This window comes from Streptomyces sp. RPT161 (assembly GCF_027533845.1).
Lineage (GTDB): Bacteria > Actinomycetota > Actinomycetes > Streptomycetales > Streptomycetaceae > Streptantibioticus_A > Streptantibioticus_A silvisoli_A.
This window is the reverse complement of record NZ_JAPZVN010000027.1, coordinates 20728-47503: the sequence shown is the minus strand read 5'-3', so window position 1 is coordinate 47503 and position 26776 is coordinate 20728. Positions and strand designations below refer to the sequence as shown.

The window sequence follows — 26776 nt, the reverse complement described above, 5'->3', positions numbered from 1 at the left end:
TTGACACGCCGCAGCCGATTGAGTGGTCAAGCCATTGAGCGGTGGCTGAGCACACTGTTCGGCACCTGGGTCTTCACTGTGAATTCCGGACACGCGGTACGACTCGAACACTGCCTCGAAGCCCGCTCGGGCGCACCATGGGAGTGCCAGGGACACGGTTACGCATCGTGATGAGTCGGCGGGAGCACGCCAATGGCGCGTGGGCGTCTGCGGATCTACCTCGGGGCCGCCCCAGGGGTCGGCAAGACCTACGCCATGCTCAAGGAGGGCCAGCGGTTGCGCTCCCAGGGCACCGACGTGGTGATCGGACTGTTCGAACCGCACGGGCGGCGGCCGACCATGGCCCTGGCCGAGGGCCTGGAGACCGTCCCCCGCCGGAGCCTCACTTACCGCGGCAGCGACTTCACCGAGATGGACCTGGACGCGGTGCTGGCCCGCCTCCCCCAGGTCGCCCTGGTCGACGAGCTGGCCCACACCAACGTACCGGGATCGCGCAACGCCAAGCGGTGGCAGGACGTCGAGGAACTGCTGGCAGCGGGCGTCGACGTGGTCAGCACGCTCAACGTCCAGCATCTGGAGTCCGTCAACGACGTGGTCGAGCAGATCACCGGGATCAGACAGCAGGAAACGCTTCCCGACGAGGTGGCCAGGCGGGCCGACCAGATCGAGTTGGTCGATCTGCCGCCAGAGGTGGTGCGCCGCAGGCTGGCGCACGGGGACATCTACCCGCCGGACCGCATCGAGACCGCGCTCACCCACTACTTCCGGGTCGGCAACCTCACCGCGCTGCGCGAACTGGCCCTGCTGTGGCTGGCCGACCGGGTGGAGGAGGGGCTGCAGCGGTACCGCGCGGAGCACGGGATCGCCGCGCCGTGGGAGACCCGGGAGCGGATCCTGGTCGGTCTGACCGGTGGCCCGGAGGGTGAGACGCTGATCCGCCGCGCCGCCCGGATCACCGCCAAGACGCCGGGCAGCGAACTGCTGGCCGTACACGTCGTCCCCAGCGACGGGCTGGCCGACGCCGACCCCGCGGCGCTGGCCGAACAGCGGACCCTGGTGGAGGCACTGGGCGGCAGCTACCACCAGACCACCGGCGAGGACACCGTCGAGGCGCTGTTGCAGTTCGCCCAGGCCGAGAACGTCACCCAGATCGTGCTGGGCGCCAGCCGCCGGGGCCGACTGCGCTCACTGTTGCGGGCGGGCGTGGGCAAGCGCACCATCGACGGCTCGGGCCCCATCGACGTGCACATCGTCACCCACGAGGAGGCGGCCGGTGCGGCCACCCCGTTGGTGCGGCCACCGCACCCGACCAGAGGCACCGGGCCGCGCCGCTACTGGTCGGCGATGGCCGCCACGGTGCTGCTGCTGCCCGCGCTGACCGCCGTGCTGGTGGCACTGCGCGGCCACCTCGGTCTCGCCATCGACCTCGTGCTGTACATGCTGGCGATCGTGGTGATCGCGCTCGTCGGCGGCCTGTATCCGGCGCTGATCGCCGCGGTCGCCGCCGGGATGCTGACCGACTACTACTTCACCCCGCCCGTGCACTCGCTGGACATCGAGCGCCTCAACGACGTCGTGGCGCTGGTCGTGTTCATCGTCACCGCCACGCTCGTCGGCACGGCCGCCGGAACCGCCGCCCGGCGTACGTACCAGGCCCTGCGGGCCACCACGGAGGCGAGGGCCCTGAGCCGTCTGGCGACCGCCATGATGCACGGGCAGAACCTGCCCACCCTGCTGGAACTGGTACGTGAGTACTTCGGCCTGACCGCGGTCAGTCTCCTGGAACGCGACCGGGCGAACGGACCACGGCCGCGCTGGTACGTGGTAGCCAGCGCGGGCGAGCGTCCTGCGGAGCGTCCGTACGAGGCGGACGTCGAGAGTCCGGTGACCGACGACCTCACGCTGGCCGCGCGCGGCCGTCCGCTGAGCGCCGATGACCAGCGGGTGCTCGCCGCGTGCGCGGCGCAGTTGGGGCTGGCGCACGTTCACGGCCGACTGGCCCGGCGCGCCGCCGAGACGGACAACCGCGCCGCGGCCGAACGCACCCGTACCTCACTGCTGATGACCGCGGGGCGCGATCTGCGGTCCCCGCTGCACTCGGCGCAGACGGCGCTGGCGCGACTACGGGAGCCCGGCGCCTCGGCCGCGGAGCGGGACCAGTTGCTCGACTCGGCGCTGTCGGCGGTGCATCGGGCCGTCCAACTCGTCGCCGACCTAGACCGGTTGGGCCGCCTGCACGCCGGGGCGCTCGATCTGTACCTGCGCCCGGTCGACCTGGACGAGGTGCTGGCAGCGGCCCTGGACGACCTCGGTCCCGGCCGCCACACCATACTGCTCCAACTACCGGAGCGGACGCCCGACGTCATCGCCGACGCCGCCGCGCTGACCCGCACCCTCACGGCCCTGAGCGCGGACGCACTGCGGCACAGCCCCGAGGGCCGACCTCCGACGCTGACCGCCGAAGTACTGCCCGACCGGCTGCTGATCCAGGTCACCGACGGCATCGCGGACAACACGCCCCCGGCCAGCGCCCCTGACGCCAGGTCGGACAGTCTGGCGCTGCGGCTGGCACGTGACCTGACGGAGGCGATGGGCGGCACCCTGGAGCCCGCGACGAGCGGCCCCGCGTTCTCCGTGACCCTGATCTTCCCGACCTCCGCCCACCGCTGCGAGTGAGCCAACGGGGATGGTCGCAGAAGGAGTTGGCTAGTCCTCCAGCGTCGTGCCCGCCGTGTCGAGGGCCGATCCGGCCTGTTCGGCCAGGGTGACCGCGACCAGACGGGCCTGTAGCGGTGGTTTGGCGCCCTGTGCCGGACGCATCATGAACCGGCCGAGGTAGCGGCCGTTGCCGAACGCGCGCAGCTCGATCTCCTCGTCCGGCAGCCCCTGCTGGTCGACGTCCCAGCTCCGGCGCCCGACCAGCACGCTGCCGTCCGGGCGCAGCTGCGCGGGGTGGCCCAGCAGTGATCCGTACTCGAAGCGGCAGTCGCGCAGCTGGAGCAGTTCGGTCAGCTGCCGCTTGACCTGGTCGACCACCTGGGCCGCTGAGGTCGCGGTCTGCGCCCGGGCCGCGGTGGCATGGATCGCTCCGAGGTACTGGGCGTCGGTGACCGTGATCACCTTCAGCCGCCTGGCACGCGCCGCCAGCTGGGAGACCGCGAGGCCCACCAGTAGCAGCAGCACCGCCGTACGGATGTCCGCGGACTTGGTGATGGCGAACCGCTCGTACGGCCGGGTGAAGAAGAAGTCGAACCAGGCGGCGGCCGACAGCGCCGCGAGTGCACCCGCCACGCGGTGCCCGATGGCGGCCACCGCGACGATGACCACGACCAGTACCAGCGCCACGTCGGTGTTGGAGATGTGCGCACGGGCGGATACCAGCGCCGCGGCCACGGCCAGCGGAGCCACCAGCCCGGCCACGATCGCGGCGAGGTCCCTGTGCAGGAAGCGACGCATGGCGGTACCTCCCGTCTCCCTGCTTACAGGGTCGCTGACCTGGCGCGTACCGGCGAGCCGGTCATGGCGGGCCGGCCGCACGCCCGGGGGTCAGAATCGTGTCAACATCGCCGATCCGCCCCTTTGAGCTGGTCCTGGCGGCGCCACGATATGGACAAAGAGACACCGTACGGATCGAGGAGAGTTCCCGGTGGCCAACAGCGATGTCGCGGCCGACCCGCCAGATACCCGGCCCGGTCGGCTGAAGGTCTTCCTCGGGGGTTCGAACCCTTCCAACGGCTGGGAGACACCGACGACACCACCGGCCTCGGACTCGGCCTCGCGCTTTCCCGGGGCTTCACCGAGGCGATGGGCGGCACCCTCCTGCCCGAGGACACGCCGGGCGGCGGCCTGACGATGGTGGTGTCGCTGCCCGCCGCGCCCGCGCTACAGCACCCCGTCCCGGCGTGAGACGAGCGGGGTGAGGGCGCCCGCCTCCGGCAGCCAGTCGTCCCGGTCGTACTCCAGCCATCTGCTACTGCCCGCCGTCTCGGTGAACGCCCTTAGCAGCGCGTCTAGTGCTGTGACCGGGACGGTCCACCGTGATCGGAAGGCGGCTCGCGGGACGAGCGCACGCGCAACGGCTGGTATTACTGGGGCATGCAGGAAGAGACGGCACGCTCCGCGATCGACACGTTCATTTCCGCGTTTAACGCCTCGGACGACGGCTATGTGACTGCCCTGCTCTCCCAGGCCCTGACCTCAGACGTGGTCTTCTGGGGACCGTTGGGTCGCAGCGAAGGAATCGCGGCGGTCGAGCGGTTCGTGCTGGACATCCGGCGCCACCCGGCGGGGACCGGCACGATGGTGCGCTGCTCAGCGGTGGACATGCCTGATGAGTGGGCCCGGTACCAGTGGGTCTTCACCACGCCCGATGGAGGCCCCCGCCTGGCGGGAACGGACGTCGTCCATCTGCGGCGGAGCCTCATCGACCAGGTCATCGTCTTTGCGGGGGAGATCGAGCCGTCCGCCTCCTGAGTCGTCCTTCTGTCGCTGTCCTTCTCGTGAACTTGTCCCTTTCGGCACTCCGGGGGCTGCGGTTCGCGTCGGTCAGGCTGCGGCGTTGAGGGGGCGTCCGCGCCAGCGGATGCCCTTCTCGCTGCGGATGCGGGCGCGTTCCTTGCGTTGGGCGGCAAGTACGTCGGGGTGGCGGGAGTTGGCGTTGCGCCAGCGCAGGTAGCGGTGCAGGGCCTGGGTTTGCGCGGGGTGGCTGCGGTGGTGGCAGTTGGCCAGGGTGAAGTGCGGCAGGCCGAGGTTCGGGCCGCCGGCCCGTTCGGTGATGCCGAAGTCGTCGGCGAGACCGACGCGCTGGAGGGCCGTCCCGGTGTCGACGCCGCCAGGACCGGGGTGATCGGGCTCAGCCTTGGCGGGTTCTACGCCGCCGTAAGCGCCGCGCACGAACCGAGGATCCGGGCCACGGCGACGGTCAGCGGCCCGTACCGGATCGACTGGGACGAGCTGAATCCGTACGTCATCGAGCCCCTGGCGCAGCGTTGCGGAGGGCTGGGCGCAGCACGGCAGTTCAGCGCCCGCATCGATCTGCACGGCGCGGACTGGCTGGTGGAGCGGCTCACCGCAACGCCGTAGCCGCTATACGCTCAACCGGTACGGCAGGACGCTCACGACCGCGTCAGTGCGGTAGCGCAGGGCGGTGGCGAGCAGGAGGCCGCGCTGGTTCTGCAGGAACTCGTAGCGCCGGTGGCGGGGTTCGACCTGCGGGATCAGCACGGCGACCACTCTGCCGTCGCGTGCGGCGTGCTGTACGTAGTCGACGATGGGCTGGACCAGGGAGCGCTGCGGGCTGTCGACGATGTCGAGTGGAACGCCCGGGTTCCACTCCTGCCATCTGCGCCGCAGCCCTTCGGCCTTGTCGGGGTCGGTGTGCACGGACAGTGCGACGACCTCGCCGCCGAGGGCGAGGGCGGCGCTGATCGCGGCCTGGGCGAGCTTGCTGATCTCGCCCAGCGGAACGATGACCAGGCTGCTGCCCTCGATCGGCCTGCCGGGAATCCGGCCCAGCCCCAGCTCGGCGCCAACGACCGTGTAGTACCGGTGGATTCGGGTGAACAGCAGCATCAGCAGCGGCACCGCGATGACCACCACCCAGGCGCCGGCCATGAACTTGGTGGTGAGCAGGACCAGACACGCCACCGCGGTGAGCACCGCGCCGGTGCCGTTGATCAGCGCCCGGGGCACCCAGCCGTCCGGGCGCTCCTTGGCCCAGTGCCGTACCAGGCCCACCTGGCTGATGGTGAAGCCGATGAACACCCCGATGGCGAACAGCGGGATCAGCCGCTGGGTGTTGCCGCCCACCGCGATCAGCAGCGCGGCGGCCAGCACCGCCAGGGCCACCACTCCGTAGCGGTACACCGGGCGTTCGGCGCGCAGGCCGAACACGTGCGGCAGCCTGTTGTCGCGGGACAACAGGCTCATCAGCACGGGCAGTCCGCCGAAGCTGGTGTTCGCGGCCAGCCCGAGGGCGAGGGTGACGATGAGGTTGCTCGCGTAGTACGGCCAGCCGGTTCCGTAGGCACCGGCGGTCAGTTGGGCCAGTACGGTCACTCCCCCGCGTGGTGCGACATGGTCGCGGCGGATCAGGATCGACAGGCCGACGAGCATCACGGCGAGCAGTGTGCCCAGCATCAACTCGGTGTGCTGAGCGCGTTTGACGCGTGGCTCGCGGAACGCCGGTACGCCGTTGGCGATCGCCTCCACTCCGGTCAGCGCGGAGCATCCGGAGGAGAATGCCTTCAACAGCAGAAGCAGGCCGAGGGATTCGGAGGCATGGACGGGTTGCGCGGTACCCACGGTGGCGGCCGGATGGGAGCGCAGCAGGTCCACGACGACGATGCCGAGGATGCTCACGATGAACAGCACCGTGGGCAGCATCAGGAAGCGGGCGCTCTCCGCGATACCGCGCAGGTTCACGGCGGTGAGCAGGGCGAGGCCGCCCAGGCAGACGGCCAGCAGATGGTGGCCGAGCACGGGGAAGGCAGAGGCGAGGCTGCCCGCGCCCGCGGCGAGGCTGACCGCCACGGTCAGCACGTAGTCCACCACCAGGCTTGCCGCCGCCAGCAGGCTGGCCCGCGCTCCCAGGTTCTTCTTGGCCACCGCGTAGGCCCCGCCGCCGTCCGGGTGGACCGCGATCACCTGGCAGTAGGAGATGGTGAGCACCACCAGCAGGCCGGTGATGACCAGGGTGATCGGGAGTGCGGCGGTCAGCGCTCCGGTCCCGGCCGCGACCAGGACGACGACGATCGCCTCGGGGCCGTATGCCACCGAGCTGAGCGCGTCAAGGGAGAGCGCGGCCAGGCCCTCTACGCCGGTCAGACGGGACTTGTCGCCCTCGCCATGGCGCAACGGCACCCTCGGCTGCGCCTTGCGGGGAGCCAGTCCAAACGTCACGGAGACCTCACCTGACCTCTCGTCGTGCACCGCCTCCGGGCCAGTGTGACGGCACCGCCTGGCCGGTGACTCCTAACGCGCCGCCTCCCCTGCCGGGTTGTGGAAAAACCACGGCGGCGGCCAGGTCCGCCCTACGCCGAGTGCGGTGCCCGATTCGTCGGCATGGCTGACAACTCTCCGGCGTCCGGCTGGCCCGGGCCGGTGACAGGCATGCCGGGGACGGGGCGCGGGCACGCGCGTTCCATGACGAAGATCGGTCTCCCGGACGGCATCCGGGCGTGCTTGTTCGACCTTGACGGTGTGCTGACGAAGACCGCGGTGGTGCACGCCGCCGCGTGGAAGGCGACGTTCGACGAGTTCCTGCGGCGCCGCGAGGGGCCGGGCTTCCGCCCGTTCGACGCGGTCGCCGACTACGACGAGTACGTCGACGGTCGCCCGCGTGCGGACGGTGTGCGGACATTCCTCGCCTCGCGCGGCATCGAGTTGCCGGAGGGCGGCGATGACGACCCGCCAGACCGGGAGACCGTGCGGGGTCTGGGCAACCGGAAGAACGAGCTCCTGCTGGAGAAGATCCGTACCGAGGGCGTCGAGGCATATCCGGGTTCGGTCCGCTACGTCGAGGCGGTGCGCGCCGCCGGGCTGGGCACGGCGGTGGTCTCCTCCAGCGCCAACTGCCGTGACGTGCTGGTCTCGGTCGGTATGGAGAAGTGCTTCGATGTGCGCATCGACGGCATCGTCGCGGCGGAGCGCAAGCTTCCGGGCAAGCCGCACCCGGACACCTACCTGGAGGCCGCGCACGACCTGGGCGTCGAGCCCTCGGCGGCGGCCGTTTTCGAGGACGCCCTGGCGGGGATGGACGCGGGTCGCGGCGGCCACTTCGGTTACGTGGTGGGCGTGGACCGCGTCGGCCAGGCGGACGCCCTGCGGGCACACGGCGCGGACGTCGTGGTGCGCGACCTCGCGGACCTACTGGAGGACCACGCATGATCAGCCACCCGTCGTTCGCGGTCGAGCCCTGGCGCCTGCGCGAGACCAGCCTGCACCTCGACGTACTCGCGCAGAGCGAGTCGGTGTTCGCACTGTCCAACGGGCATGTCGGCTGGCGCGGCAACCTGGACGAGGGCGAGCCGCACGGCCTGCCCGGCAGTTACCTCAACGGCGTGCACGAGGTGCATCCGCTGCCGTACGCCGAGGCGGGTTACGGCTTTCCGGAGTCCGGCCAGACCATGATCAACGTGACCAACGGCAAGATCATCCGGCTGCTGGTGGATGACGAACCGTTCGATCTGCGCTACGGGCGGCTGCGTTCCCACGAACGCGTCCTGGACCTGCGCGGCGGATTCCTGCACCGTACGTGTGAGTGGACCTCGCCCGCCGGAACCACCATCAGGGTGCGCTCCACCCGCCTGGTCTCGCTCACCCAGCGCTCCGTGGCAGCCGTCGCCTACGAGGTGGAGCCGCTGGACGCCAAGGTGAGGATAGTCGTCCAGTCCGAACTCGTGGCCAACGAGCAGTTGCCGAAGACCACCGGCGACCCCCGGGTCTCCGCCGTTCTGGAGTCCCCACTGATGCCGGAGGAGCACTACTCCGACGGCATGCGGATGCGGCTGCTGCACTGCACCAAGCACAGCGGGCTGCGGGTCGCGGCGGCCGCCGACCACATCGTGCAGGGGCCGCCGTCCACCCAGTCCGCCAGCGAGAGCAGCGGGCACATCGGCCGACTCACCGTCACCTCCGAGCTGGCACCCGGCGAGACGCTGCGGCTGGAGAAGTTCGTCGCCTACGGCTGGTCCGGGGGCCGCTCCCGGCCGGCTGTGCGCGACCAGACGGAGGCCGCGCTGGCCGCGGCCCGCAGCACGGGCTGGCAGGGGCTGCTGGACGAGCAGCGCGACTACCTGGACGAGTTCTGGGCGCGCGGTGACGTCGAGATCGACGGCGACGAGGAGATCCAACAGGCCATCCGCTTCGCCCTGTTCCACGTACTGCAGGCCGGAGCGCGCGCCGAGCAGCGGGCGATTCCGTCGAAGGGCCTGACCGGTTCCGGCTATGACGGGCACTCGTTCTGGGACACCGAGAGCTTCGTACTGCCGGTGCTCACCCACACCGCGCCGCACGCGGTGGCCGACGCGCTGCGCTGGCGGCAGTCCACGCTGCCGGCCGCCCGGGACCGCGCCCGCCAACTGAGCCTGAAGGGAGCGGCCTTCCCCTGGCGCACCATCGAGGGTTCGGAGTGCTCCGGCTACTGGCCGGCCGGAACCGCCGCCTTCCACGTCAACGCAGACATCGCGTACGCCGTGACCCGCTATGTGGCGGTCACCGACGACGAGGAGTTCGAGCGGGAGACCGGCGTGGAACTGCTGGTGGAGACCGCGCGGCTGTGGCACTCCCTGGGCCACCACGATCCGCACGGCCGCTTCCACATCGACGGGGTGACCGGGCCCGACGAGTACAGCGCCGTCGCGGACGACAACCTGTACACCAATCTGCTGGCCCAGTTGAACCTGCGGGCCGCCGCCAGCGCCGTGGAACGCCACGAGAAGGAGGGGGCCGCCCTGGGGGTCGACGACGAGGAGACCGCCGCCTGGCGCGACGCCGCCGACGCGATGACCCTGCCGTACAACAGCGCGCTGCGCGTGCACGAGCAGTCCGCCGGGTTCACCCGCCACCAGGTGTGGGACTTCGACCGTACCCAGCCCGACCAGTACCCGCTGCTGCTGCACTTCCCGTACTTCGACCTGTACCGCAAGCAGGTGGTCAAACAGGCGGACCTGGTGTTCGCGATGTTCGTGCGCGGTGACGCCTTCGACGAGGAGCAGAAGGCGCGCAACTTCGACTACTACGAGGCACTGACGGTACGGGACTCCTCACTGTCGGCGTGCGTGCAGGGAGTGATGGCGGCCGAGGTCGGCCACCTGGGGCTGGCCTACGACTACCTGTCGGAGGCGGCCCTGATGGACCTGCACGACCTGGAGAACAACACCCGGGACGGGCTGCACATCGCCTCGCTCGCCGGTACCTGGCTCACCCTCGTCGCGGGCTTCGGCGGCATGCGGCACCGTGACGGGGTGCTGTGCTTCGCGCCGCGGCTGCCCGAGCGGCTGCGGCGGCTCGCGTTCGCGGTGCAGATGCGCGGGCGGCGGCTACGGGTCGAGATCACCGACGCGTCCGCCACATACACCCTGCTGGAGGGCGCGCCGCTGGAGATCCGGCACTGCGACGAGATGGTCACCGTCTCCGACAAGGGCCCGCAGACCCGTCCGCTCGCGCCCACCACGACGCGCCCGGAACCGGAGCAGCCACCCGGCCGCCGGCCCACCCGCCGCGAGTGAGGCGCGCCCGGCGCGCCCCGTGGCCCGCTTGGCTCTACCGTGGAGACGACGATGGCTGTCAACCGGCTTGGCCTAGTGGTCCACCAGGCCCGCCCCGTAGCGGTCGCGGCGGCTGGCGCCGTACGCGCCTGGTGTGCGGACCGGGGTATCCCCTGCACCGAGATCGACGTGTGGCGCAGCGACATCCCGCGGCGCAGCGGCCAGGAGGAGGCGGCGGCGGCCGGGCACCCCGACCTGATCGTCACCTTCGGCGGCGACGGCACGTTCCTGCGGGGTGCGCGCATCGCGGCCAAGAACGGCGCGGCGGTCCTGGGCGTGAACGTGGGCCGTCTCGGATTCCTCACCGAGACCACCGCGGACGAGGTGCTGGACGCGCTGGAAGAGGTGTACCAGGGGCGGGCCACCGTCGAGGAGCGCATGATGCTCACGCTGCGGGCGTCCCGCCCGCTGGAGATGCCGATCGGCATGGAGGCGCTGCTGTGCTACGCGCGCGGCCCCGCCCTGCCGCCGCCGAAGGCCCGCAGTGACCAGGAGGTCGGCTGGGGCGTCGCGCTGGACGTCATCGCCGTCAACGACGTGGTCTTCGAGAAGCTCGCCCGGGACCGGCAGGCCAGCCTTGGCGTCTACATCACCGGCCAGTTGCTCGCCGCCTACTCCGCCGACGCGGTCATCGTGGCCACCCCCACCGGCTCCACGGCGTACAGCTTCGCGGCCGGGGGGCCCGTCGTCTCGCCGTACACGGACGCGGTGGTGTTCACCCCGGTCGCGGCTCACATGGCGTTCGACCGCACCGTGGTGGCATCGGCGGACGAGGCCATCGCGGTGCGGGTGTTGCCGCAGTCCGGGCAGGTGGCGGTCAGCATCGACGGCCAGTTGCGCGGAGTGCTGAACCCCGGCGACTGGGTGGCCGCCTACAAGGCTCCGGCCCGGCTGCGGCTGCTGCGGCTCGGCCAGACCGACTTCTACCGGCGGCTGAGGGACCGCTTCCGGCTGGCCGACGCGCCCGCGTCGGCGGACCAGGCCCCGCCGTTCATCCGCCCGGCCGCGCCGGTGCCCGCGGACCTGGCGCACCTACGGCTGCCCCCGCCGCCCGACACGTGACGGGGGGACGCCAACTCCTCCACGGTTACGGAAGTTTGGTGGCGGGGCCGCCGCGGCGGATGGCGACCACGGCCGCGTCGTCGCCGAGGTGGCCCTGGGCATGGTCCAGCAGGTCGTCGCGGAGCTTGCGGACCACTTCGTCGGGGTCGTCCTTGGCCCAGGCCGCCGCCCGTTCGGCGAGCGGGTAGAAGCGCCCTTTCGCGTCACGGGCCTCGATCACCCCGTCGGTGTAGAACAGCAGCAGGTCGTCGGTCTCGAACGGGGACGTCTCGACCTCGTACTCAATGGCGTCGACCATTCCCCCCAGGCCGATGGGCAGATGGCTGGCCTTCGGCCGCAGCGTGGTCACTTCGTTGTCGCGGAACAGCAGCGGGGGCGGGTGGCCGCAGACGATCATGTGGACGACCGACTCGTCGTCGGGGATGTCCATGAAGATCGCGGTCGCGAAGAACTCGTCGGTGTCCTCGTCCGACGCCGAGCGCCACTGGCTGGAGTCCCAGCGGGTGGCGCCGTCGAGATGGATGGCCAGCCGGGGCAGGGTGGCCAGCCGGTGGGCGGCGGCACGGAAGGCGCCGAGCAGCAGCGCGGCATGGCTGATGGCGGCCAGGCCCTTGCCGCGCACATCGCCGATGAGCAGCCGGGTGCTGGTGGGGGTGCGGGCGGCGGCGTACAGGTCGCCGCCCATTTCGGCCTCCTCCTCGGCGGGCAGGTACAGGCAGCCGATTCGCAGCGGGCCGCTGCGCCGGGGCAGCGGTCGCAGCAGCACGTGCTGGGCGGCCTCGGCGACCGACCGCACCCGGTGCAGTTGCCGTTCGCGCCGGTCCCGTACCAGGCAGAAGACGACCAGCAGGGCGGAGACCACGACCAGCGCGGCGATCTGGGCGTCGATGTTGGCCGAGGTCAGCGACTCCCGATACACCCCGATCAGCATCTGCGCCCCGACCGCGAGCAACCCGATGAGCGACGTGAGCCGGGCGCCGGCGAACGCCACCGAGACCGCGGGGGCCGCCACCAGCAGCGGGCCCAGATGGATGTGCGGCGGGGCGAGCAGGTCGGCGGTGACGACCGCGGCGATGAGCGCCAACGGGATCACGACCAGCGCTGGCGCATGTCCGGGCTGCCAGGTGCGTGGACTTCCGCTGAGCGGCCGAAGGGGCATGTCCCCAGCTTGCATCCATATCGCCGCTGGGCGCCGCCGCAGGCGTTGATCCGCGGCGCCGTGTGTCTCAGTCGGCGGCCGGGCCGGTGCGGGTCCAGCCGGGGGCCTGGACGTGCGGGGTGAGGGTGCCCTGGTCGGCCTGCTGACCGCAGTGGCCGCAGACCACGACCGGGGTCAGGTCGGCGCCGCAGGAGTGTTCCAGCACCATCGGCGGTCGGTCGGCGAGGTGCCGGTCGCCCCACTTCATGAGCATCAGCAGTACCGGCTGCAGCTCCCAGCCCGCCGGGGTGGGGCGGTACTCGAAGCGCCTCGGCCGCTCGCTGTACGGGAGCTTCTCCAGCACCCCCGCCTCCACGAGTCGGCGCAGCCGGGTGGCCAGCACGTCGCGCGGGGCGCCGATGTTGCGGACCATCGCGTCGAAGCGCCGTACCCCGAGGAACGCCTCGCGGAGCACGAGCAGGGCGTACTTCTCCCCTACGACGGCGAGGGTGTCGGCCACCGAGCACGGGCGTGGGTTCTTCACCGTCCCAGCATATTTGCGCGCGTTTGCTTCTCAAACCCACTAGGCTAGAGTGAGTTCGGATTTCAAACTCACTCGCGGCCATGCGATCGGGGACCCACCGCCGCCGATCGCCCAGGAGGCAGCCGGACATGAATGACGCGGTCATCGTCGGAGCCGTACGCACTCCGATCGGCAAGGGAAAGCCGGGCGGCGCGCTCGCCGGAGTCCATCCGGTCGAACTGCTCGCCCACACCCTCAGCACCCTCCTCGACCGCGGCGGCGTGGATCCCGCACTCGTCGACGACGTCATCGGCGGATGCGTGGACCAGGTCCGCGAGCAGGCGATGAACACCACCCGTAACGCCTGGCTGTCGGCCGGACTCCCCGAGTCCGTCCCGGCCACCACCGTCGACCGGCAGTGCGGCTCGTCCCAGCAGGCCGTCCACTTCGCCGCCCAGGGCGTCATCTCCGGCGCCTACGACCTGGTCGTCGCGTGTGGCGTGGAGTCGATGAGCAGGGTTCCGATGTGGTCCAACGTGCCGCCGGGCGCCGACCCGTTCGGCCCGGGGATCGCCGCCCGCTACCCCGACGGGCTGGTACCGCAGGGCATCAGCGCCGAGTTGATCGCCGCCAAGTGGTCGCTGGGCCGGGAGCGGATGGACGAGTTCGCCACCACCTCGCACCAGCGCGCGGCCAAGGCCCACGCCGACGGACTGTTCGACGCCGAACTGGCCCCGGTCACCACGGACTCCGGTGTGGTGACCGCCGACGAGTCGGTACGCCCAGGCACCACGCCCGACGTTCTCGCCGGGCTGCGTCCGGCCTTCGCCGACCCGGGCTTCGCCGAACGCTTCCCGCAGATCGACTGGTCGGTCACGGCGGGCAACAGCAGCCCGATCAACGACGGAGCCTCCGCCGTGCTGATCACCTCCAGCCAGACCGCCGCCCGACTCGGCCTTCGCCCCAAGGCCCGGCTGCACAGCTTCGCGGTCACCGGATCCGACCCGCTGCTGATGCTCACCGGGGTCATCCCGGCCACTGAGAAGGTGCTGCGTCGCGCCGGGTTGCGACTGGCGGACATCGACCTGTTCGAAGTCAACGAGGCGTTCGCCAGCGTCGTCCTGGCCTGGCTGCAGGAGACCGGCGCGGATCCGGCGAAGGTCAACGTCAACGGCGGTGCCATCGCACTGGGTCACCCACTGGGCGCCAGCGGCACCCGTCTGATGACCACCCTCGTCCACACCATGGAGCAACGCGGCGCCCGCTACGGCCTGCAGACCATGTGCGAGGCGGGCGGCCTCGCCAACGCGACGCTGCTCGAAGCGATCTGACGGTACCTCAGCGAAGTCACGAGCCGCCCTTGGAGCTTCGCGGTTGGACCGCCTTCGCCAGTTCCCAGCTGCGCTACAACCTGCTGGAGCGCACCCCGGAGCGCGAGTTGCTCCCGCAGGCGCGGGCGTTCGACCTGGCGGTGCTGGCGTGGAGCCCGCTGGCGTCGGGCAGGCTCACCGGCAAGTGCCGCCGCGGTGAGTCGGGCAGGCTGACCAGTGGCAACTGGGAGGACCAGGCGGAACGCAACGAGGATGCGGTCAACAGCGCGGTACTGGAGGTCGCCGAGGAGGGCGGGTGGAGCCCGGCACAGGTGGCCCTGGCGTGGCTGCGCGCACGGCCCGGCAACATCATCCCGATCATCGGCGCCACCAAGGAGAGCCAGCTCGCCGACAACCTCGCAGTGTCGAGGTGCGCCTGGCCCCGGTCGTGGTCCAACGGCTCAACGAGGTGAGCGCGGTGTCGCTCGGCTTCCCGCACGACTTCCTGCGGGAGCCGGGAATCACGCGGAACGTCTACGGGGACCGCTGGGCCGACATCATCGACCGGGGCGCCACCTACCGCCGTACCCTGGACCCGGTCACCTAACCCGAGGGGGTTGGGCGGATCTCGAAGCCGACGAGACCCTCGGGCGCCTCGTCGTGGACGATGACCCGGTCCACGATCGCGAGTGGTGGACCGTGGTGGCACCAGGCCACCATCTGTTCCACCGCGCCCGTTTCGCCCTCGAAGACCGCCTCGACGGTTGCGTCCGGGAGGTTGCGCACCCAGCCCGCCACGCCGAGTTCCAGTGCGGTACGGCGGCAGGTGTCGCGGAAGTAGACGCCCTGCACGTCCCCCGAGACGATGACTCTCTTACGGATCATGACTCCATCCTCCGCCCGCCGTCCGACTTCTTGGCGGACGCGCGGCGGCGCCAGCGGCGGACGACGAGGAAGACCACCAGTAGCGCGAGGGCGGCCAGCAGGTAGAGCTCGTAGCGCTGGATCGCCGGGTAGAGGGTGTTGATGTGCTGGCCCGCCAGGCCGCCCACGGTCACCCACAGTCCGACCCACAGGGCCGCACCCAGCGCGTTGAAGACCAGGAACCGCCGCCAGGACATCTCGGCCAGACCAGCGATGATGCCGTTGACCTGCCGCAGGCCCTCGATGAATCGGGCGACGGTGACGACCTTTCCGCCGTGCCTGGCGAAGAACTCCTCGGCCCTGGCGACGCGTTCGGGGGTCAGCAGTACGTACCGCCCGAAGCGGGTGACCAGCCGGTGGCCGCCGAACCGGCCGATGGCGTAGCCGACGTTGTCGCCGCAGACGGCGGCGACGAAGGCTACGACCGCGACCACCAGGATGTTCAGCCGCCCCGCGCCCGCGTACACCGAGGCGGCGATCAGCAGGGTCTCACCCGGCACCGGAACGCCGAAGTCCTCCAGGAAGATCAGGCCGCCGACCGCCAGATACCCCCAGTGGTCCAGCAGTGGGGCCAAGTCGGCCAGTACGCCAGGCAGTTGCGGCGAGCCATCCATGCGCTTCCCCGTACTCGTCAGCGGGCGGTGGCCCAGAGCCTAGGCCGCGGACAGCGCGATGGCGGTCTTTCACCGCGGGGCGTCGTGCCGGTCCTTCAGCAGGTGGGTGAGGCGCGAGATGTCGTGCGCGGTGACGATGCCGACGAGGTGCCCGCCGTCCACGACCAGGATCCGCGGCGGCCCTGACACCCGGCTCAGCACGTCCAGCAGCGCCTCGTCGGGGGTGGCGACGGTGCAGCGGGAGAGCGGGGTGGCGACGTCGCGCAGCCGTACCTGGTCCCGTTGCGGCCCCGGCACGGCGGCCAGCTGCCGCAGCGTCACCAGGCCGGAAGGCCGGCCGTCGAAGTCGAGCAGCGGTATCACCGAGTGGCGCCGCTGGGACTCCGTCTCGTCCAGGAACCGGCTGACCGTCAGCCACTCCGGGCTGGTCACCACGGGCGCGGACATGGCACGGGACATCGGCACCCCGTGCAGCGCGGCACTGAGGGTGGCGCGTTGGGCCTCGGCGCCCGCGGTGCCGGACAGGAAGAAACCGATGAGCGCCAGCCACAGCCCGGTGGCCGAACCGTAGAAGAAGCTGACGACGCCGAACCCCACCAGCAGCATGCCCACCACCTGCCCGCTTCGCCCGGCGGCCCGCTCCGCGCGCTCCCGGTCCCCGGTGCGCCCCCACAGCAGGGCCTGGACGATCCGCCCGCCGTCCAGCGGGGCGGCGGGCAGCAGATTGAACCCGGCGAGCAGCGCATTGGCCCAGCCCAACCAGAACAGCACGGCCGCCGCCACGTTCCAGCCCAGCGCCGCCCGTACCGCCAGCGCACCGCCGATGCCGACTCCGGCCAGCAGCAGGCTGGCCAGCGGGCCGCAGCCGGAGATCACCAGCATCGCCCGCGGTGTCTCGGCCCGCCCGATCCGGGTGACCCCGCCAAGCGCCCACAGCGTCATGTCCTCCACCGCCACACCGCGCCGGCGGGCCATCACCGCATGGGCCGACTCGTGCAGCAGCAGACTCGCCAGCAGGGCCAGCGCACCGAGCAGCGCGGCCAGCGTGTAGACACCCGTACCCCGGCCCGGGGCCAGCGCGGGAATCGTGCCGCGCCCCAGGCCGTACCCCAGCAGCACCACCAGTACCAGCACACTCCAGTGGACCCGCAGCGGTATTCCGAAGATCTTCCCGATCAGTACGGAGCCGTTCATCCCGCTCCTTCAGGCAGGCGTCACCCCCGCCCTTCAAGCTTCGCCCTCGGCATGGAATGCGGCGCGCCCGGGGGTGGCCGAGTCGCGACGCCCACCGCGCCCCGGGCGGCTAGTCGCCGGTGGTCAGCACCATGCGGAAGCGGGCCTGGCCGCTGAGCATCCGCTGGTACGCCGCCTCCGCGTCGTCCAGTGCCATGGTCTCCACCATCGGCCGCGCGCCGGTGAGCGCGGCGAAGTGCATGGTGTCCTCCACGTCCTGGGCGGTCCCCGAAGCATGACCCCGCACACCGCGCCCGCCCGTGATCAGCTGGAGCGGGAAGATCTCCAGTGGCTCCGGGGTGGCTCCGATCACCAGCAGCTGCCCGCGGTGGGACAGCCCGTCGACGGTGGCCGCCATCGCGGCGGAGTCGGCAGCCGTGGCCAGGACGACCCGCGCCCCGCCGAGCCCTCGCAGCGCCTCGGCGACATCGGTGGCCTGGCTGTCGACGTAGTGGTGCGCGCCCAGCTCGCGGGCGAGCTCCTCCTTCGCCGTACCGCGGGCGACGGCCACCGTCTCGAAGCCGAGCCTGGCGGCGAACTGGATACCCAGGTGCCCCAGTCCGCCCACCCCCAGCACGGCCACCAGGTCCCCGCCGCGCGCACCGCTGCGCCGCAGCGCATTGAACGTCGTCACGCCCGCGCACCCCAACGGCGCCGCCTCGACGGGGGTCAGTCCGTCCGGGATCCGGGCCAGTGCGTCGACCGGGGCGACCATCGCTTCCGCGTAGCCGCCGGGATACGCCCAGCCAGGCACCTTGAGATTGACGCACGCGATGAAGTCGCCCTGCCGGCACGGCAGGCAGTGCCCGCAGGAGCCGCCGAACCAGCCCACCCCCACCCGGTCGCCGACCTGCCACTGCGCCACACCGTCGCCCAGCGCGTCGATCCGTCCGGCGATCTCGTGTCCGGGCACCAACGGGAACCGCACGCCAGGGAAGACGGCGTCGATGAACCCCGCGTCACTGCGGCAGACACCGCACGCCTCGACCGTGATCCGCACGTGTCCGGGCCCGGGCTGCGGCACTTCCCGCTCGACGACCTCCAGCTTTCCGCCCTTGGCGGCGGCCTGGGCGACGCGCATGGAGTTCATGGCATCCTCCAACGGGGAGGGGGTGCGGCCGTGCGCCGAGGTGCCCTGGCACTTCGCGCACAGGCCACGTCTCCATGAGAGCGCACCTGCGCGGGCTCGGCGACCGGAGGACGCATGGTCAGCGGCAGGCGTAGTTGACTGTTCGCCGTGGACTGCATCTTCTGTGCGATCGCTGCCGGTGAGGCGAGCGCCCACCGGGTCTTCGATGACGGAACGACGGTGGCCTTCCTGGACGCCCGACCGCTGTTCCCCGGGCATGTGCTGGTGGTGCCCAGACGGCATGCCCAGACGCTGACCGACCTGCCCGAGGCGGAGGTTGGGCCGTTCTTCGCCCGGGTCCGGCTGGTCACAGGGGCGGTGGAGCGCGCCATGGCAGCCGCGGGATCGTTCGTCGCCGCCAACAACCGGGTCAGCCAGTCGGTTCCGCACTTCCATGTGCATGTGGTGCCGCGCAACCCCAAGGACGGGCTGCGCGGCTTCTTCTGGCCCCGACACCGCTACGCCTCGGACGGGGAGGCGGCGCAGGTGGCGGCCCGGGTACGCGCGGCGCTGGAAGCGGACCGCGGGTGACGGCGGCGTGCGGGCTCCCCGCGGCGGCGGGGTGCCGCCACGGGGAGCCCACGGTGCGTCAGTCTCCGGTGTCGGTCGCCCAGATCGGGACGCCGGCGCTGGTGTAGATGACGACATTGCCGTCATCCTGCACCGCCAGGTAGGCGCCCGAGTACCCCCAAGTGCCGGAGGCCCACAGCGGGCTGCCGTCGGCGGCGTAGACCACGAAGTTGCCGTCGGCCTGCATCACGGCACTGGAGCCGCTGGGCCAGGCGCCGACGGCCTGCCACGCGGCGCGGCCGTCCTTGTACAGCACCAGGTTGCCGTGCTGCTGCAGCCGCAGCACGGCACGGCCGTTGCCCGACGTCCACGCCTGGTTGCGCTGGAGTGTCGAGCCGGCCAGGAAGAAGCTGTCGTCCATCGGCCGGTTGACGGTGACCTGATGGCCGGCCGTCGGGGCCGGGGCCGCCTGCGCCGGTGCGGCGAGAAGGGGCATCGCGATGAGCACGAGACCCGAGGCCGCTACGGCTACCATCCGCCCTAAGGGCGCTAACGTGCGCATACGTCTCCTTTGGATCCTTTGGATCGAAGCGGTGGAAACGAACTCCGCAACGGTAACGGTGTGCAAGTCCCCGACTACAGTGGGAAATTGAGACTGGCGTGATCGCTGCGCAGTGAGCGGCACTTTCCTGCCAGTGCCGTACGCATATGCCTCAACTCCCCGCAGCACCGCGCGACGCCCGCGCACGGGATCGGACCAGCGAGTCCCGCCACCGTTGGCCCAGACTCGCCAACTCCCGTCCCGCATCGCCCGTTCGTCCGATTCCGCCCACCGATTCCACCCGGCCGACGGCGGGTTCCGCCGAGTTGGACGGGCGGACGGACGCGTGCGCTGGCGGATTTTCGGAACACGCGGGGCGACAGCCGTCAGTCCGTCGCGCGCAGCGCGTGGAGGATCGCGCGGCCACGCTGGACATCGCGGAATCGTGCGGTCAGTACCGGCTCGCCGTCCAGGTCGGCCGAGGCGGAAGGTGAGGCCCGGCGTTCGCGGCTGCTCGCCACGGCCGCAGAGGACCCGATCGGCCTCGGCTGTGCGCACCGACTGCGCGGGGTGATCGCCTTGGGCTGTGGCCGTCACGAGGAGAGCGGCACCCTGCTGAGCACGGCGCTGGCCGACTTCCGCGCCGACGCGAACTCGTGTGGTGAGGTGGAGGTGTTGGGGCTGGACCTGGCTGGGGGCTGGGCCGCTGACGGTGTGTCTTCCGCGTGGCGCGTCAGCGGTACTGGGAGGGGCAGACGCTCCTGCACATGGCGCAGGGCCACCGCGCCCCGGGTCGGCACGGACAGTCCGCCGCAGCCGCCGTGGAGGGCCGGGCGCTGCTGGGTTCCGTCAACTCCCCCGAGTTCGGCCGTGCTTCACGTCCCGCCGTGACCGGCGGTGATCCGGCCACGACGGGACGACGCCTCAGTCGTGCGGGTCGGTGATGGTGATGTTGAAGTCGGCACCCACGGTCAGTGGTGCGCTCAGGTCCCAGTTGCCCTGATCGGCCAGCTGCTGCAGCGCCTGCGAGCGGTCGACGGCCTGCGGCCAGTCGTTCTGCCGTCCGGGCGTACAAGGGTTGGTCATGTGCTGCTGGCGGATGGTGTTGAACTGGGAGAGCCACCGGGCTTCGTCCACGCCCGACGCGGGGTTGCCGCCGAGCGCGGAGTCGGTCTCGCTGGCGATCTTGACCATGCCGTCGCAGTCGTCGGGGCCGGGCCCCATCATCAGCGCGGTGTCGAAGAGGTTCTCCAGGCCGAGGTTGGTCTTGACGCCCTCCTTGGCCGCGAGGTCCTGTGCCGGGGTGAGGTAGGTGTCGTGCCCCACCTTGAGCTGCAGCTGTACGAACGTCGGGTCCTGCGCGGCCTGCTTCCAGTCGTCGGGGAAGGCGCTGCCCAGCGAACTGGTGTCGTCGCTACCTGAATCCGCCAACTGCTGGAGCGTTGCGGTGTACTTGGCCAGTACGTTGTCGGGCTCGGCGGCGTTGTACTGCTTCACCAGGTCCAGCATGTCGCCGGTGGCGGTGCAGAAGCCGATCCAGCCCGCCGTCCAGCCGCAGCCGTCGTTGTCGTTCTCGATGTTGGCGTACCGCGGGGAACTGGCGCTCTGCTCGAACACCGCGGTGATGTCGTCCATCATGTAGATCGTCTGCTGGTCGGTGCCGGGCCTCGCGGTGGCGGTGGCCGTCGCGGGTACGGCCATCGCGGTGCCGAACGCCGCGATGAGGGATACCGGGACCAGGAAACGGAGCACGGTGCGTGTCATGCGAATCTCCCTTGTGGTCGAGACACCCCGCTAGTTAGGAAAGTTTCCTAACTAGCCCCAGACCGTAAGGGGTCACCATGTCCACGTCAACCACTTCGGGCGGCCCGGCGCCCGCCCGGGGCCGTCCGCGGCTGGCGCGTTGGTTCCGGCGCGCCGCCCTGGCCTGCGCCGGACTACTGATCGCGGTGACCGTCGCGTCGTTCGGCTACAACGCCGCCACGGCGGGCCGGGCCGCGCCTCCGTCCGGGCTCAGATACGTGCAGGCGGCGGACGTCCGTACCCGCTACCAGACGTGGGGGCACACCGGGACGCCGATCGTCCTGGTGCACGGCGCCTTCGAGTCGGTCGACACCTGGTCCCGGCTCGCCCCGCTGCTCGCCCTCGACCACCGGGTGTACGCCCTTGACCTCACCGGCGACGGATACAGCGAGCGGCGCGGCCCCTACACCGTCGACCACCTCACCCGGCAACTGCTCGGCTTCCTCGACGCGATGCGACTGAACCGTCCCGTGCTGGTCGGCCACTCCAGCGGTGCGGCGATGGTCGCGGAGGCGACCCTGCGGGCCCCCGGGCGCATCGGCGGGTTGGTCCTGCTCGACGGGGACGCGCTCAACACCGGTGCGGGGGCGCCGTCCGCGCTGCGGTACCTGCTGATCGACCCGTACCGCACCAGCCTGTTGCGGCTCGGGCTCGGCTCCGACGCGCTGATCCGGCGGCTGTACGAGGCACAGTGCGGCCCCAGGTGCCCACGGCTGGACCGCGCCGGGGTGGACGTGTGGCGGCGGCCGCTTCAGGTACCGGGCGCAGAGGCGGCGCTGTGGGGCCTGCTCGACGCGGGAGTGCCCGGCCTACCCGCCGACCAGTTGGAACAGCTGCGGGCCGTACACATCCCCAAGGCCGTGGTGTTCGGCTCCCGGGACGCTGTCTTCACCCCCCAGGTCCCCGCCCAGACCGCGGCCCGCATCGGAGCACCACCGCCCACCCTGATCCCCGACGGGCGCCACCTGACGATGATCTCCAACCCGGAACGGGTCGCCGCAGCGGTGACGGCGCTGGGCTGACACCCTCGGTCGGGGCCGATCCGAATCGGGGGTCGCCCCGTTCGGGACTGTCGCCACCTCCTTGGTCGCGCCCCTAGGAGTCGTTCGGACCGAGCAGCGCCAGCGCTTCCGCGGTGGTGGCCGCCGGGATCGAGGCGGACAACTGCCCGTGTCGGCGGGCTGCTTCCAATGTGATCTGCGTCTCACCGCCGCACCCCCGGACGATCGCGCCACGTCGGGCTTGACCAGCCCGTCGTTGGCGAGGAACACCCCGGCCGCCTTGATCGCTCTGGTCGAACTACCGCCAGCGGGCGTACCGCTCAGGGAACTCCTCGGGCCGAAAATGCCTTCCGGGACCCGGCGGGCGCGCTCTCGCCGATCATGACCGGGCACCTCACCGCACCCCCCGCGCAACGCGCTGCACCCAACGGCAGGGATTGCGGCAATTCGGAACCTTGTGCGCATACCAGCGAGTAGATATCGTTCGCTGAAAAACAGCCGCTAAAGATCCTGGTCCCAAGTGTGCGAGGAGCGCCTCCCGCGCCCGCCGCTCCTCGTCCCCCGCGTCATCAGCACACACCGCCTCACCAGTGAGGTGATCCTCCAGGGAGCACAACATGGCACGTTCCTCTTCGCAGCCGGAACCGTTCCCCTACCGACCCGAACGACCGCCGGTGAACTGGCCGGGCTCGGTCCGTCCGCCGGACTCTCCGGAGTTCGAGCAGTCGGCCAAGAACTGGCTGTTCGACCTGGCTCCAGCCCGTTGGTGGCACGAGGAGCTGCTGCACCGCCACCCGGTGGAGCTGGCGTCGATGGTGCGGCGGTGGCTGGAGGCGGATGTCCACGCGATGCAGGCCGGGCTGCGTGACCTGACCGACTCGCTGTCGGGCCACGACGCGCGCCTGCCGCAGGCCTCCGAGCTCTACACCCATGAGCGGGACTGGGCCCGGGCGATGCTGGAGCAGGTCAAGCTGGTCGAGGAAGGGCTGCGCACCGCGTTGAGCGAGGCCAAGCGTCGGTCCAAGGCGCACCGCGCGAAGCACCTCCCGCTGCCGCGTCCGCGACCCGCCACGGGGTGAGCCACCGCCGAACGGCCTTGGCGTGACCGGTTCGGGGCCGCGCCTCAGCCGCCGTCGCTCTGGTAGGGGACGCAGTTGGCCGAGGGCCGGCCGCCGTGTGCGCCGAGGAACGCCAGCAGGTCGCAGACGGACTGGCCGAGTACCTGGTCGTGGTCAAGCCCGGGGTATGTGCGCTCCACCACCTCGCGCGAGCCCAGCGACCGCAGGTTGCCCACCACGGCGTCGGTCCACCGCGGCGGTACGTCCTGGTCGGCCGAGCCCTGGATGACCAGCACCGGTCCATGGATCGCTGCGCGGTCCGGGTCGCCGTACGCGCCCATCTCACCGTCCACCCGGCTGAGTTGCTCGCCGCTGAGCGGAAGCGCCTGTTCGGTGCTGGCGTCGGTCAGCTTGGTGTGCCCTCCGCCGAGGCACTGGCTGAGGATCCCGGCGGCGGTCCTGGCGGCCGAAGGCCCCAGCAGGGAGCGGAGGTTGACGGACCGATCCGTGGCGCTCAGCCCGGCGAGGGAGTACAGCGCGAAGCTCAGCTGGGACGGCTGGTGTGCGGCGATGACGCCGGGAAGCATCACCTCCAGGTGGCTGGCCGGTGCGATGGCGACCGTGCCCCGCAGTCGCAGCCCGGGCACCCGGCGCGCCGCGTTGGCGGCGAAAAGGGCGGCCTGGCCGCCCTGGGAGTGGCCGACGGCGAACCAGGTCGGCGCCAGGTTGGGCTCCACACGGCGGGCGGCGGTGACGATGTCGACCACCGCGTTGCCCTCGTCGGCGCCGACCAGATACGTGTGCATACCGGGTGTGCCGAGCCCCGGATAGTCCGTGGCGGTGACCGCGTAACCGGCGCCCAGCAGGGTGCGCAGCTCCTGCGCGTACTCGTTGAACCCCAGGTTCGGCGCCTGCGACGGCGCGCAGCGGTCCGCGACGCCGGTGGTGCCGTGCCCCCAGGACACCACCGGCCAACCGCCGGGCGGCGGTGCGCCCCGGGGGACGAGCACGGTGCCGCTGACCGGGATGTCCGCGTGGTGGGCGTTGACCGAGTGGTAGAGCACGGTCCAGCGGTGTGCGGCGCCGGTCTGCTGGTCCGGGCCCTGGTCGGTGGCGGCGATCAGGGCACCCGGGGCGTCCTCGGGCAGGGGCCGCGGCACCTGGTAGGTGTGGTCCGCGACGCGTACATCGGGGGGCGCGGCGGTGGAGTGGCCGGAGGCGGTGGCCGAGCCCGAGGCGGGGGCGCCGTGGCTGGCGGAGCAGCCGCCCACCGCGACAGCCATGGCCAGCAGTGCCTTCAGGATGTGACGACTGGGGTTGCTCACGGCGTACGTCCCTTCGCCCGGCGATGCGGTGTGCCTTCACCGTGCCGCCGGACGCGTGCCGGGACCGGTGCGCACCGCCGCCGTGGCCCCGGAAATCCAGTCCGGCGACGCAGCGCGGTAACGCGCGTGGCGTACGCGGGCGGCCACCGGCCGCCTACTGGTCGTTGCTTTCCGGCGGCCCGCCGCCGGGGGTGACAACCGGTACATCCCGCCCGGCCCAAGCCGGGCCATCACTTCCGAGAACTCCAGGTGGAGCCCTCCGTCCGCCGCGCGGAGCCGCGCCCCGGCGGATGTCGGAGTCAGAGGCGTTTCGGCTTGGACTCATGGCCGCTCCGGGGTTTCCCCTTTCACCCCGACTGCCACGCTCGTTCGCGTCTCGGCGGCGCCATACGGCCGTATTGGCCGCTCAGGGGGCCGTTCGACTTCCGGCCGCCGGATCGCACGGCTGCCGGATCAGCAGGCTGGCCTGCACCTCCTGGTCGTGCACCGCGGCGTATGTGTGCGGGACGTCCGCGGCCCACGAGATGTGCTCGCCCGCCCGCACCAGCCGTTCCGCCCCGCGCGGCCCCACCCGGGCGGCTCCGGCGATCACTGTCAACTGCTCGGTCACGCCTGCCGGATGGGCGGGTGAGTGCTGGACCCGACCGGGCCTGATCGTCAGCCAGTACAGCTCGGTGGTCGCCGTGGTGTCCTCGAAGACCTCCAGCAGCCGCGCCGTGACCGCCGCACCGCGTACCTCGCCCGTCGCCTCTGTCAGCAAGGAGGCGAGTGGGATACCCAGTTGGCCGGTGATGGCGTAGAGCGTCTCCAGCGTCGGATTGCGGGTGCCCGCCTCCAGCCCGGAGAGGGTCGCCTTGCCGATGCCCGCGCTACGGGCCAACTCCGAGAGGCTGAGCCCTCTTTCCTGCCGAAGCCGCTGGATCCGCCGCCCCATCGCGACAGCGGACTCGGGCGTCCATGCCTGCACCATGACATTCAGTATCCCGGGAGCGCCCGGCGGCCCCGATGGGCTAGCGTTCCATATATGGAACAGCAGCGGCTCCACCCGGCAGACGACCGGCAGACCGGCCGAATACCCGAATCCACTTCACCCCCCGGACTCGCGCAACCGCTGATCGCCGGAGTCGTCACCGCGGTGGTCGGCTTCTCCGGCGCGTTCGCCGTGGTCGTCTCCGGACTGCGGGCGGTCGGTGCGGACCAGCGCCAGGCCGTTTCCGGACTTCTGGCACTGTGCACGGCGATGGGCCTGCTGGCCATCGGCCTGTCGACGCGCCACCGGCAGCCGATCAGCATCGCCTGGTCGACCCCAGGAGCCGCCCTCCTGGTCGCCACCGGCCGCCAACCGGGCGGCTACGCCCAGGCTGTCGGCGCCTTCGCCGTCACCGGAATCCTGCTCGCCGTCACCGGCATGTGGGGGCGGCTCGGCCGATGGGTCACCGCCATTCCGGCGCCACTCGCCTCCGCCATGCTGGCCGGGGTCCTGCTGCCGGTGTGCCTCACACCGGTGCGGGCCGCCGTGGCGCTGCCGTCCCTGTCCCTGCCCGCCATCGTGACGTGGGCGGTGTTGACGCCGTTCGCCAGGCGCTGGGCCACCCCCGCGGCGCTCGTGGTGGCGATCGGCTCGCTCGTCGTGCTGCGCCACCCCGATCTGGGCTCGCTCGCGCAACTCCTGCCCACCGCGACGGCGACCCGCCCGGCGCTCAGCACCGGTGCGGTGATCGGCATCGCGCTGCCGCTGTACGTGGTCACGATGGCCGCCCAGAACGTCCCCGGGATCGCCGTGCTCAACCAGTTCGGCTACCGTCCGCCCACCCGGTCGATCCTGGTCAGCACCGGCGCCGCCACCGCACTGTGCGCGCCGTTCGGCGGCTACGCGCTCAACCTGGCCGCGATCAGTGCCGCGCTCGCGGCCGGGCCGGACGCCGGACCCGATCCGAAGCGCCGCTGGATCGCCGCCACCACGGCGGGCGCCACCTATCTGGGGCTCGGACTCACCGCGGGCCTGTCCGCCGCGCTGCTCACCGCCGCGCCCCCACTGCTGATCGAGGCGGTCGCGGGCCTCGCCCTGCTCGGCACCCTGGGCTCCGCGCTGACCGCCTCCGTCGCCGACGCCGAGGCCCGCGAGGCGGCCATGATCGCGTTCGCCGTCACCGCCTCCGGCATCAGCGTGCTGGGCATCGGCTCGGCGTTCTGGGGCCTGGTCGCCGGTCTAGGCCTGCACTCGCTGCACGGGGTACGCCGTACCGCCGCCCGCCCCCGCCCCTGAGTCGCTCGGGGCGACAGAGTGCGCCCGGCGTGGTAACCAGTCGACAGGGCCGTGCGGTCTGGAGACTGGAG

Annotated in this window: 24 protein-coding genes and 3 pseudogenes; 12 read left to right on the top strand and 15 right to left on the bottom strand. The window is 71.5% G+C overall.

Annotated elements, in window-relative coordinates:
* The first annotated feature begins 192 nt into the window (after positions 1-192).
* A complete protein-coding gene (locus O5O46_RS31825; RefSeq protein WP_269859115.1) occupies positions 193-2676 on the top strand; it encodes a DUF4118 domain-containing protein in 2484 nt (827 codons plus the stop codon).
* Between the two features lie 30 nt (positions 2677-2706).
* Here O5O46_RS31825 and O5O46_RS31820 read toward each other — a convergent pair whose 3' ends face one another.
* On the bottom strand, positions 2707-3456 hold the full coding sequence (locus O5O46_RS31820; protein ID WP_269859114.1) for a DUF4118 domain-containing protein: 750 nt from the start codon (positions 3454-3456) through the stop codon (positions 2707-2709).
* Between the two features lie 252 nt (positions 3457-3708).
* Between O5O46_RS31820 and O5O46_RS35720 the strand changes: the two are divergent.
* A pseudogene (locus O5O46_RS35720) lies at positions 3709-3906 on the top strand (sensor histidine kinase); the annotation flags it as partial.
* A gap of 189 nt (positions 3907-4095) precedes the next feature.
* Entirely contained in the window at positions 4096-4473 is a 378-nt protein-coding gene (locus tag O5O46_RS31815) for a nuclear transport factor 2 family protein (RefSeq protein WP_269859113.1), read from the top strand.
* A gap of 72 nt (positions 4474-4545) precedes the next feature.
* Here the strand turns inward: O5O46_RS31815 and O5O46_RS31810 are convergent.
* The 3 genes and pseudogenes from O5O46_RS31810 to O5O46_RS31800 form a co-directional block, all read right to left on the bottom strand.
* A pseudogene (locus O5O46_RS31810) lies at positions 4546-4743 on the bottom strand (IS630 family transposase); the annotation flags it as partial.
* Positions 4744-4868: 125 nt separating this feature from the next.
* On the bottom strand, positions 4869-5069 hold the full coding sequence (locus O5O46_RS31805) for a hypothetical protein (protein ID WP_269859112.1): 201 nt from the start codon (positions 5067-5069) through the stop codon (positions 4869-4871).
* Between the two features lie 16 nt (positions 5070-5085).
* On the bottom strand, positions 5086-6900 hold the full coding sequence (locus O5O46_RS31800) for an APC family permease (RefSeq protein ID WP_269859111.1): 1815 nt from the start codon (positions 6898-6900) through the stop codon (positions 5086-5088).
* Positions 6901-7143: 243 nt separating this feature from the next.
* Here O5O46_RS31800 and O5O46_RS31795 point away from each other — a divergent pair, with 243 nt between their 5' ends.
* The 3 genes from O5O46_RS31795 to O5O46_RS31785 are packed head-to-tail and all read left to right on the top strand — an operon-like array spanning position 7144 to position 11330.
* A complete protein-coding gene (locus O5O46_RS31795) occupies positions 7144-7887 on the top strand; it encodes an HAD family hydrolase (protein WP_269859110.1) in 744 nt (247 codons plus the stop codon).
* A complete protein-coding gene (locus tag O5O46_RS31790; RefSeq protein WP_269859109.1) occupies positions 7884-10229 on the top strand; it encodes a glycoside hydrolase family 65 protein in 2346 nt (781 codons plus the stop codon). Before O5O46_RS31795 ends, O5O46_RS31790 begins: the two co-directional genes overlap by 4 nt.
* Before the next feature lie 51 nt (positions 10230-10280).
* On the top strand, positions 10281-11330 hold the full coding sequence (locus O5O46_RS31785) for an NAD(+)/NADH kinase (RefSeq protein WP_269859108.1): 1050 nt from the start codon (positions 10281-10283) through the stop codon (positions 11328-11330).
* Between the two features lie 25 nt (positions 11331-11355).
* On the opposite strand, the gene O5O46_RS31780 is transcribed toward O5O46_RS31785, so the two are convergent.
* Complete coding sequence (locus O5O46_RS31780) at positions 11356-12489, bottom strand: PP2C family protein-serine/threonine phosphatase (protein WP_269859107.1); 1134 nt, start codon at positions 12487-12489, stop codon at positions 11356-11358.
* A gap of 67 nt (positions 12490-12556) precedes the next feature.
* Positions 12557-13012: a winged helix-turn-helix transcriptional regulator gene (locus O5O46_RS31775; RefSeq protein ID WP_269859106.1), complete on the bottom strand. Its 456-nt coding sequence runs from the start codon at positions 13010-13012 to the stop codon at positions 12557-12559.
* 128 nt (positions 13013-13140) lie between these two features.
* Here O5O46_RS31775 and O5O46_RS31770 point away from each other — a divergent pair, with 128 nt between their 5' ends.
* Positions 13141-14322 carry a thiolase family protein gene (locus O5O46_RS31770; RefSeq protein ID WP_269859105.1) on the top strand — a complete coding sequence of 394 codons (1182 nt, stop codon included), beginning with the start codon at positions 13141-13143 and terminating at the stop codon, positions 14320-14322.
* A gap of 32 nt (positions 14323-14354) precedes the next feature.
* Positions 14355-14908: pseudogene (locus O5O46_RS31765) on the top strand (aldo/keto reductase); the annotation flags it as partial.
* Here the strand turns inward: O5O46_RS31765 and O5O46_RS31760 are convergent.
* The 4 genes from O5O46_RS31760 to O5O46_RS31745 form a co-directional block, all read right to left on the bottom strand.
* A complete protein-coding gene (locus tag O5O46_RS31760; protein WP_269859104.1) occupies positions 14905-15186 on the bottom strand; it encodes an acylphosphatase in 282 nt (93 codons plus the stop codon). The pseudogene O5O46_RS31765 and the gene O5O46_RS31760 overlap by 4 nt on opposite strands.
* Positions 15183-15839 (bottom strand): DedA family protein, encoded by a 657-nt coding sequence (locus O5O46_RS31755; RefSeq protein ID WP_269859103.1) that lies wholly within the window; start codon positions 15837-15839, stop codon positions 15183-15185. The genes O5O46_RS31760 and O5O46_RS31755 overlap by 4 nt, the downstream gene beginning before the upstream one ends.
* Before the next feature lie 69 nt (positions 15840-15908).
* A complete protein-coding gene (locus O5O46_RS31750) occupies positions 15909-17033 on the bottom strand; it encodes a site-2 protease family protein (RefSeq protein WP_269859102.1) in 1125 nt (374 codons plus the stop codon).
* Between the two features lie 109 nt (positions 17034-17142).
* A complete protein-coding gene (locus tag O5O46_RS31745) occupies positions 17143-18162 on the bottom strand; it encodes an alcohol dehydrogenase (RefSeq protein ID WP_269859101.1) in 1020 nt (339 codons plus the stop codon).
* Positions 18163-18309: 147 nt separating this feature from the next.
* Here O5O46_RS31745 and O5O46_RS31740 point away from each other — a divergent pair, with 147 nt between their 5' ends.
* Positions 18310-18732, top strand: a complete 423-nt coding sequence (locus O5O46_RS31740; RefSeq protein ID WP_269859100.1) for an HIT family protein — start codon at positions 18310-18312, stop codon at positions 18730-18732.
* A gap of 58 nt (positions 18733-18790) precedes the next feature.
* Here O5O46_RS31740 and O5O46_RS31735 read toward each other — a convergent pair whose 3' ends face one another.
* The 3 genes from O5O46_RS31735 to O5O46_RS31725 all read right to left on the bottom strand — a co-directional run bounded on the left by O5O46_RS31735 (position 18791) and on the right by O5O46_RS31725 (position 21016).
* The gene (locus O5O46_RS31735) at positions 18791-19207 is read right to left on the bottom strand and encodes a hypothetical protein (protein ID WP_269859099.1); all 417 of its coding nucleotides are present in this window, start codon (positions 19205-19207) and stop codon (positions 18791-18793) included.
* A gap of 431 nt (positions 19208-19638) precedes the next feature.
* Positions 19639-19773, bottom strand: a complete 135-nt coding sequence (locus O5O46_RS31730) for a hypothetical protein (protein WP_269859098.1) — start codon at positions 19771-19773, stop codon at positions 19639-19641.
* Between the two features lie 403 nt (positions 19774-20176).
* Complete coding sequence (locus O5O46_RS31725; RefSeq protein ID WP_269859097.1) at positions 20177-21016, bottom strand: chitosanase; 840 nt, start codon at positions 21014-21016, stop codon at positions 20177-20179.
* Positions 21017-21093: 77 nt separating this feature from the next.
* On the opposite strand from O5O46_RS31725, the gene O5O46_RS31720 reads away from it, so the two are divergent.
* Both O5O46_RS31720 and O5O46_RS31715 read left to right on the top strand, forming a co-directional pair.
* On the top strand, positions 21094-22077 hold the full coding sequence (locus tag O5O46_RS31720; protein WP_269859096.1) for an alpha/beta fold hydrolase: 984 nt from the start codon (positions 21094-21096) through the stop codon (positions 22075-22077).
* Positions 22078-22673: 596 nt separating this feature from the next.
* Positions 22674-23135 carry a hypothetical protein gene (locus tag O5O46_RS31715; protein ID WP_269859095.1) on the top strand — a complete coding sequence of 154 codons (462 nt, stop codon included), beginning with the start codon at positions 22674-22676 and terminating at the stop codon, positions 23133-23135.
* Positions 23136-23179: 44 nt separating this feature from the next.
* On the opposite strand, the gene O5O46_RS31710 is transcribed toward O5O46_RS31715, so the two are convergent.
* Positions 23180-24439 carry an alpha/beta hydrolase family protein gene (locus O5O46_RS31710; protein WP_269859094.1) on the bottom strand — a complete coding sequence of 420 codons (1260 nt, stop codon included), beginning with the start codon at positions 24437-24439 and terminating at the stop codon, positions 23180-23182.
* A 406-nt stretch (positions 24440-24845) separates the two neighbouring features.
* Complete coding sequence (locus O5O46_RS31705; protein WP_269859093.1) at positions 24846-25409, bottom strand: helix-turn-helix domain-containing protein; 564 nt, start codon at positions 25407-25409, stop codon at positions 24846-24848.
* A gap of 54 nt (positions 25410-25463) precedes the next feature.
* Here O5O46_RS31705 and O5O46_RS31700 point away from each other — a divergent pair, with 54 nt between their 5' ends.
* Positions 25464-26705: a benzoate/H(+) symporter BenE family transporter gene (locus O5O46_RS31700; RefSeq protein WP_269859092.1), complete on the top strand. Its 1242-nt coding sequence runs from the start codon at positions 25464-25466 to the stop codon at positions 26703-26705.
* Positions 26706-26776 lie beyond the last annotated feature (71 nt).